Raw genomic sequence first — 8,465 nt, 5'->3', positions numbered from 1 at the left:
CAGGCTCGCTCCTACAGGAGAGGCGGTGTTTGCTGGTCATTGTTCAAAACGCAAAACATGAACAGCCAAACGCGCCCCAGAAACCCTGAAAGTCACTGACTGGCGCGGAGGACAGTCGCGCCCGCTCATGGCTGTGCGCATGCACCGCGCAAGCGCCTGCGCATTGATGCACCTGCGCTGTCATCGGTGCCAGATGTTTCCAGTGCCCTGGCACCTTGGTGACCGGCGACCATTCAGGCACCACAGGAACCGGTGGCGGCCCGAGTTTTTCGAACTCGCTGGTGGCATGAACAATTTTGCCGTCGACAATGGTCAGCACCGACTCGATCCATTTGATCGCCTCATCTTCGATGTGGAAATAGTCCGCCGACAGTGCAATCAAATCCGCCAATTGCCCGACTTTGATTTGACCCTTCTTGCCTTGTTCGGAGGAGAACCAGGCGCTGCCGTGGGTGAAGAGCTCCAGGGCCGTATCGCGGCTCAAGCCTTGCGGGTACAGCTCCAGTCCGCCGACAGTGCGGCCGCTGACCAGCCAATACATCGAGGTCCAGGGGTTGTAGCTTGATACGCGCGTGGCGTCGGTGCCGGCGCCAACCGGAAGGCCCTCGGCCAACATGCGGGCGATGGGTGGTGTGTGTTCGGCCGCTTTAGCACCGTAGCGATCGACGAAATACTCGCCCTGAAACGCCATTCGGTCCTGAATTGCAATGCCGCCGCCCAAGGCTTTTACCCGTTCGATGTTCTGCGGCGTAATTGTTTCGGCGTGGTCGAAAAACCACGGCAGACCGTTAAACGGAATGTCGCGATTAACCTTCTCGAACACGTCGAGCATGCGGCTGATGGATTCGTTGTACGTCGCGTGCAAACGGAACGGCCAGCGCTGTTCCACCAGATGCCGGACCACCGGTTCCAGTTCCTGCTCCATGGTTTGCGGCAGGTCCGGGCGCGGTTCGAGGAAGTCTTCGAAGTCCGCCGCCGAGAACACCAGCATTTCCCCGGCACCGTTGTGCCGCAGGAAATCGTCGCCCTGGCCGTAGCGAGAAGTACTGGTCCAGTTTTTGAAGTCGGTCAATTCTTCCTTGGGTTTTTGGGTGAACAGGTTGTACGCGATGCGTACCGTGAGTTGTTGGTCTTTGGCCAGTTGCTGGATGACTTGATAGTCGTCGGGATAGTTCTGATAACCGCCACCGGCATCGATAGCGCTGGTGATGCCAAGGCGATTGAGTTCGCGCATGAACTGACGGGTTGAGTTGACCTGGTACTCCAGCGGTAATTTGGGCCCCTTGGCCAGGGTCGAGTAGAGAATCATCGCGTTCGGCCGGGCGATCAGCATGCCGGTGGGATCGCCATTGGCATCGCGCTGGATTTCGCCGCCAGGTGGGTTCGGCGTGTCGCGGGCGTAACCGACCACCCTCAGGGCGGCGCGGTTGAGCAGGGCGCGGTCGTAGAGGTGCAGGACGAACACCGGGGTGTCCGGCGCTGCTTTGTTCAGTTCATCGAGGGTCGGCATGCGTTTCTCGGCAAACTGGAACTCGTTCCAGCCCCCGACCACCCGGACCCATTGTGGTGTGGGGGTGCGATCGGCCTGGTCCTTGAGCATGCGCAAGGCATCGACCAGCGACGGCACGCCTTCCCAGCGCAGTTCAAGGTTGTAATTGAGGCCGCCCCGGATCAAATGCAAGTGCGAGTCATTGAGGCCGGGAATCACCGTGCGACCGTGCAGGTCGACGATTTGCGTACCGGGGCCTTGCAGGGCCATGGCCTGGGCATCGCTGCCGACCACCACAAAGCGACCGTCCTTGATCGCAACAGCGCTGGCCTGGGGTTTTTTACGATCAACGGTGTGCAGGCGTCCGTTGTACAGAATGAGGTCGGCCGGGATATCGGGCATGGTCTTACTCCCTGCGAATAGCGGGCTGATCCAAACACCGACAGCACCAGCCGAAAGGCCTTGGAGTACACGTCGGCGGTTAAAACCGTCAGGGTCGTCAGGCGGGCTCATGGCCGCGCTCCGCGTAAAATCAGTCGGGGGCAAACAGCCGATCTCTGACGCATGCGGCCAGAAGGAATATAGACGGTGAATCCGCAGCGGGGCGTTTTCCGAGGGCGAAAACGACGAATCCCGCCACAAGGGGCGGGATTCGTTGATAGCCAGACTGGTTCCCGAAGGCCGGGAACCGCCGTCTTAGCTTGGGAACAGCTCGGACAGTTTCATCGCCAGCATCATGTCGCCTTCAGCGCGCAGTTTGCCGCCCATGAACGCTTGCATGCCGTCGGTCGAACCGTCAACGATGCCTTGCAGGGTTTCGCCGTCCATCACCAGAGTAACCTGGGCGTCAGGGTTCACGCCTTCTTGCAGCTCGCAGGTGCTGTCTTTGACGATCAACGAAAAGTTCTTTTCTTCGTCGATGCGGAAACCGAATACCAGGTCCAGACCGGCAGCAGCGGCTGGGTTGAACTTGGCTTTCATTGCTTGTACGGCATCAGCTACGGAGGTCATGGTTCGATCCTTTCTTGGGTAATTAGAGCTGGGTGATTACAGCCAGGGTCACAATAATCCGGACTCAGCGAAACGTGATGAGTTCCGGGGCCTTCAGCAGTTGCAGGTGTGCATGACTGTTGAAGGAAGCCAGTGCCACCTCGCGACCACGAAACTTCAGGTGGTTGAGCGAGGTGTTGACGATTTGCCAGTTCAGCTCAAATGCCTGCCTGGCAGGCATTTGTGTAATGAGGTGGAGCAGGGCGGTGATGGTGCCGCCGGAGGTAAACACGGCGATTTTCTGGGTGTTGTCGGCGCTGTCCAGGATTCGCTGCAGGCCGCCCTGCACACGTTCGACAAAGCCCAGCCAGCTTTCCAGGCCCGGTGTGTCATAGGTGCCGGCGAGCCAGCGTTCGATGATCAGGGCAAAGATGCGCTGGAATTCGGCGCGGTTTTGCGCAGCGTTGCGCAGGATGTCCAAGGCTTCAGGCTCATCGTCGAGCATGGCCGGCAGCAGCGCGCGGATCACCGCGTCGGCGTCGAACTCATTGAAGGCGCGGTCAATTTCAAGGGGCGGCACCGGCAGGCCCACGGCGGCATACTGTTCCAGCGCGCTATTGGCGGTATGTTGCTGACGGCGCAGGTCACCCGAGAGGCAGCGATCGAAGCTGATACCCAGTTCGGCCAGGTACTGGCCGAGGATTTCTGCCTGGCGAATACCGGTCGGCGACAGGACGTCATAGTCGTCTGCACCAAAGGAGGCCTGGCCATGTCGAATCAAATAGATACTGCCCACGTCCGCGTCGTCCCGGTACGTTGAAGGTTTGGCGAGGTTATGAGGATGGCAGTGAGCTGTCAATGAAAAAACATACGCTTGTTTGAAATGGCTGCTGCAGGGCTGCTGCCGGAGCTTTCACGGCTGGTCGCCGGGCTGGCGCATGGGTATGCTGAACACATCCCGCGCGTGTTTAAGCCGCGCATCGTTATGAAGGAGTCACTGTGGAGTTTTTGTCCGAGTACGCCAGCTTTCTGGCCAAGACTGTGACACTGGTGATCGCCATTCTGGTGGTCCTGGCCAGTTTTGCGGCATTGCGCAGCAAAGGCCGACGCAAGTCGGCCGGCCAGTTGCAAGTCAGCAAACTAAATGATTTCTACAAAGGGCTGCGCGAACGCCTGGAGCAAACCTTGCTCGACAAGGACCAGCTCAAGGCCTTGCGCAAGTCCCAGGCTAAATCCGAGAAAAAGCAAAAGAAAACCCACGAGACCAAACAACGCGTGTTCGTGCTGGATTTCGATGGCGACATCAAAGCCTCGGCCACCGAGAACCTGCGTCACGAAATTACTGCGCTGCTGACGCTGGCTACACCCAAGGATGAAGTGGTGCTGCGTCTGGAAAGCGGTGGCGGCATGGTTCACAGCTACGGCCTGGCGTCCTCGCAACTGGCGCGCATCCGCAATGCGGGCGTGCCATTGACCATCTGCATCGACAAGGTTGCGGCCAGCGGCGGCTACATGATGGCGTGCATCGGCGAGAAGATCATCAGCGCGCCGTTTGCGATCCTCGGCTCGATCGGTGTGGTGGCGCAACTGCCCAACGTCAATCGCTTGCTGAAAAAACACGACATCGATTTCGAAGTGCTGACGGCCGGCGAATACAAACGCACCCTGACCGTGTTTGGCGAAAACACCGAAAAGGGTCGCGAGAAGTTCCAGGAAGACCTGGACATCACTCATCAGCTGTTCAAGAACTTCGTCTCGCGTTATCGCCCGCAATTGGCCATCGATGAAGTGGCCACCGGTGAAATCTGGCTCGGTGTCGCCGCCCTCGACAAACAACTGGTCGACGAACTCAAAACCAGTGATGAATACCTCGCCGACCGGGCAAAAAATGCCGAGCTCTTTCACCTGCACTACGCCGAGCGAAAAAGCCTGCAAGAGCGTATTGGCATGGCGGCCAGCGGTTCGGTCGATCGCGTTTTGCTGACTTGGTGGAGCCGGTTGACCCAGCAACGCTTCTGGTAATCGCCAGCGCATCATCGTTTTGAAGAAGAAACCGGGGCTCATGTCCCGGTTTCTTTTTTTGTGGGGGAGAGGGAGCTTCAGCTCCGTTCACATTCCTGCCTCAACTTGCGAAATTTCCTAAGACGGCTGTCGACCCGTTCCTGCATCCGATTGAATGGCGGGGGGGGTAGGGTGATGTTCCAAATGCTCGCAATGGAATGCACATGACCGACCTCCATCAAGACAACGTCGCCGGCCCGCTACGTATGCGCGACGAGCTCAACGCCGCCGTGAACATCGCCCTGCCGCAAACCCCTGGTCAATTTGGTGCCCGCTTGATCAAGGAGAAGTGGGGGGCGGATATCGATCCGCAGACGGCCTTGCTGGTCACGCTCGATTACGACTACAAGGGCCATCCCGCACAGAACGGCATTCACCAAGGGCAAGTGGCGAGTTCGCAATCGCTGCTGCAAGCGCTGCTTTCCAACTATCAAACCGTGGGTGACGGACGTTTCGCGGAAACCGCGTTTGGCCTGTACACCCCGCCGGACCTCGGGCCTTCCATTCGAATCGTGCAGCATGTCGACGAGTTCGCTGACCATGGCAGCGGCAACCACCAGACCTATGAAGGCATTTATCGCCAAACGACCCCGCAAACCTACGGGCCATCGACGCAGATCACCTTAAAACCCGCAGACTTCAAGAAATGGGTCTGGGAACTGGATTTGCAGGGTTTGTACAAGGCGTATCTCTATCAGGCCTGGTCGTCTGACGAGACGATCATTGCGCCGCCACCCTATGCGTTGAGGACATCGGTCAAAGCGGCATTTGTCATGACCGCCTGGTTGCAGCGACATGAACAACGCCTGAGTGAAGATGGCCTGAAGCTCGCGATAAAGGCAGCAGGATTGCCGGTGGATCAGGCATGGGAAACGCTGACGATCGAATCGCTGCAAGCACCCACCCTTATACCACCCACGGTCACGGCGAGCCGATTTAAGCTGTATCGCTACACCGCGACCGACATCTGGACCTTTCGTGTCGCCGCCAGCCCCAGGGTGTTGATGTACGTCCCGGGCAATTCTTCACCACTGCACGATTTCGCCGACGTTTCGCAGTTGCACCAATGGGTGGTGAAGCAGAGCAACGCCAGTTCCACGAAGCAGGCCCTGGCTTCTCACTTTATCGAAGATGATCGACAAGACGGCACCTTCCACGCAGGTGTGCTGACGGCGTTGGACGGCATGGCGATTTACCCCCAAAAGCACTGGCTGACGAACAATGCCGGCTTCTTCAACAATGATGGTTATTGGGATCCCGCCGAGTACGTCGGTTTCGACGATCAAGCCCCTGCGACCGATCCGTTTGCACAGTTGGTATTGACCATGAAGCAGGCGGCTTGGGGGAGCGTCAAAACCATTCGAAACGACGCGCAAGTCAACCGTGACAATTTGAGCACAGTAATTGAGCCGCTCGTGCAATGGATAAACCAGTTTGGGCCGCTGGCACTGTTTGTACCGGGGGGAGAAGGCGTATTGGCGCTAGCCGGGCTCATCGACGCCGGTTACGGGCTGGATCAGGCCGTGAACGGTGAAACGCCGGGCCAGCGCAAAGAGGGCGTAACGCGCACGGTGTTTGGCTTGCTCAATGCGCTGCCGCTGGCAGGCGCAGGGGCGGATGTTAGCGTTGGAAGGGCTGAGGCCAAAGCACTTGGGCCAAGTGAACACGTCGCCCTCGTAACGCCGGCCGAGGACAGTGTGGCAGCGCCTTCCAGGCTATCGCGGCTGGAGCTGATCCGCGGCATCGGCCCCTCGGTCGCGTCATTCAGCGATGAAGTCCTGGCGCAGATCGGCAAGGTCAGCGCAGTAGACGACGACATGCTGCGCTTGATGAACGCCGGCCGGCCACCGACGCCATTGCTGGCTGACACGATCAGCCGCTTCAAGCTCGATCAGGAACTGGGGCCGGTCGGTCAAACCGGATTATTCAATAGCCGTTACGCCGCGCTGCAGCAATCGGAGCATAAATGGGTCCAGCTGTTTCAGCGTCAATACCCGGGGCTTCCCAAAAGCGCCATTGAGCAAATGCTCGACCGCTACGGCGTAGACATCCGCGCGACGCCCGACGTCAGCGAGGTCAAGCAAGTGTTCAAGCGCCTGGACAGCAAGGCCCGTCAGTACCAGCAGCATGTGCGCGTGAATCGTGCCTACGAAGGCCTTTACCTTGGGTCGGTCGCCAATGCCGAGACGGACGCGTTGGCGTTGCACTCCCTTCAGAATGTACCTGGATGGCCCAAAAATCTTCGGATAAACATTCTTGACCATTCGCCTTCCGGGCGGGTTCTGGACAGCTGCGGTCCACTCGATGCTGCTAACACTCGAATCCTCGTCAGGGCAGAAGATTGCTATCAGCCCCCGGCCTTGCCATCGGACTTCTACGAGGCTGTCCTCGCCATCCTGTCCAAGGACGAACGCTCTGCGTTACACCTGACGTCTGATGATCCCGCCAATGAATTGCGGCTCAAGGTCGACGCGGTGGCGCTGCCTCGTTCGCAAACCCTGCTCGGGTTGCAAAGGATGGACAGCGGACTGACATTTGAGCCTCAGGGATTGCGCGGCGGAGGTTACCCGTCGACGCCTCAAGGCCAAGCCATGACCCGCGAGATGATGAGGTTGCAGCTCAAGGATATTTACCCCAACTTCACCTCTGCGCAGGCTGATGAAGTACTGCAACGCGTGGGCAATAACGCTCAGGTCTATATCGATGGGTTGAACCAGCAATTGCAACAACTCCACACCGATTTGAGCAGTTGGATAGCTCGGGTCGCCGATGATGTTGATGACATGGACCTTCCCTTTCTGGTCGTGGGCGATGCAGCGGCGGAGGATTTGAGCCCGGCACAGATCGCAATGTACAACGTCCAACTCGTGATGGATGAGCGGCAAGACGAACGCGCCCTAAGGAGTGAACTCGCCGAAGAGCTGGTCGCCATCTGGCACAAGCGTGTAGGGGCTCTACCTGTCACGCTGGATATGAACTTTGAGAACTATCACCGATTGCCCGCATTGAATGTCAATTTCGACGATGTGACCGAGCTATTGATGCGTGGCTTCCACCTGACTGAGCAGGATAGTTTGAACGGGTTTCTCGAGCGCTTTCCAAACCTCGAGATATTGAATCTGGAAAGCGTGGACTTGCGTCATTTCTTCGTGGGCGGTGATATGGGTCGCTCTTTGCCGCTGGCAATCGGTCAATTGACACATCTTCGCACTCTGAACCTGCGAGCAACCGAGTTGGTATTCACCGACAGTGCCGCTTCACAACTGCGTGACCTGACCCATCTGCAAACGTTGGACTTGAGCGATAACCCTTTGGGTGTGCCACCGCTGGTGATGGGCATGAACGATCTGCGTCAGCTCAACCTGAGAAATACTCAAATCACCCGATGCCCGATCGGTATCAAGGATGAGCCCTATCTGACGTCTCTCGATTTACGGGATAACCAAATAACCCGGATACCGTCTGCTGTAATAAACCAGGCAGTCGAAGATGATCGTGTGCTGCTATTGGGGAATCCGCTGACAGACGAAGACACACTACGCCGGCTGGTCAGCCATAGAGAGCGAACAGGAATCAATTTATGGCTCAGCGCGCCCGGTGCCAACTATGGCTCGCCTATTGTATGGCTGCGAGACTACGACGTAGCGTTGCAACAGTCCCGACAGGCCCTTTGGCAACGACTGGCGGGCAAACCTTCTGGCACACGGTTTTTAGCCGTCATCGACAGGCTGAGTCTGACGGCTGACTTTCAGGTCAGTTACTTGTCGCTACAGGCGCGAGTCTGGCGGTTGCTGAACGAGGCCGATGCTTCTGAGGGAATGTGGAATCGATTAAGTCGCAGCAGCGGGCGCTTTGATCATCCGATGGCGGCTTTCATGGCACTGGAGGAGCGTGCCAATCTTTAACTTAAAGCAGGAGGGGAGCC

Annotated in this window: 5 protein-coding genes; 2 read left to right on the top strand and 3 right to left on the bottom strand. The window is 58.0% G+C overall.

Annotated elements, in window-relative coordinates; all coding sequences use genetic code 11:
- Nucleotides 1-43: 43 nt before the first annotated feature.
- The 3 genes from AC1DWM_RS16880 to AC1DWM_RS16870 form a co-directional block, all read right to left on the bottom strand.
- Nucleotides 44-1,882, bottom strand: a complete 1,839-nt coding sequence (locus tag AC1DWM_RS16880) for an amidohydrolase (protein WP_477795726.1) — start codon at nt 1,880-1,882, stop codon at nt 44-46.
- A gap of 303 nt (nt 1,883-2,185) precedes the next feature.
- Complete coding sequence (locus tag AC1DWM_RS16875; RefSeq protein WP_477795723.1) at nt 2,186-2,500, bottom strand: SCP2 sterol-binding domain-containing protein; 315 nt, start codon at nt 2,498-2,500, stop codon at nt 2,186-2,188.
- 64 nt (nt 2,501-2,564) lie between these two features.
- Nucleotides 2,565-3,275, bottom strand: coding sequence for a histidine phosphatase family protein (locus tag AC1DWM_RS16870; protein WP_477795722.1), 711 nt, complete (start codon nt 3,273-3,275; stop codon nt 2,565-2,567).
- Between the two features lie 203 nt (nt 3,276-3,478).
- Here AC1DWM_RS16870 and sohB point away from each other — a divergent pair, with 203 nt between their 5' ends.
- Both sohB and AC1DWM_RS16860 read left to right on the top strand, forming a co-directional pair.
- On the top strand, nt 3,479-4,501 hold the full coding sequence (gene sohB / locus AC1DWM_RS16865; RefSeq protein WP_477795721.1) for a protease SohB: 1,023 nt from the start codon (nt 3,479-3,481) through the stop codon (nt 4,499-4,501).
- Nucleotides 4,502-4,704: 203 nt separating this feature from the next.
- Nucleotides 4,705-8,445 carry a leucine-rich repeat domain-containing protein gene (locus AC1DWM_RS16860; RefSeq protein WP_477795725.1) on the top strand — a complete coding sequence of 1,247 codons (3,741 nt, stop codon included), beginning with the start codon at nt 4,705-4,707 and terminating at the stop codon, nt 8,443-8,445.
- Nucleotides 8,446-8,465 lie beyond the last annotated feature (20 nt).

It is taken from the genome of Pseudomonas sp. P4_C8, assembly GCF_056401975.1.
Note: the sequence above shows the minus strand (reverse complement) of the source record. Positions and strands in the feature narration are given on the sequence as shown.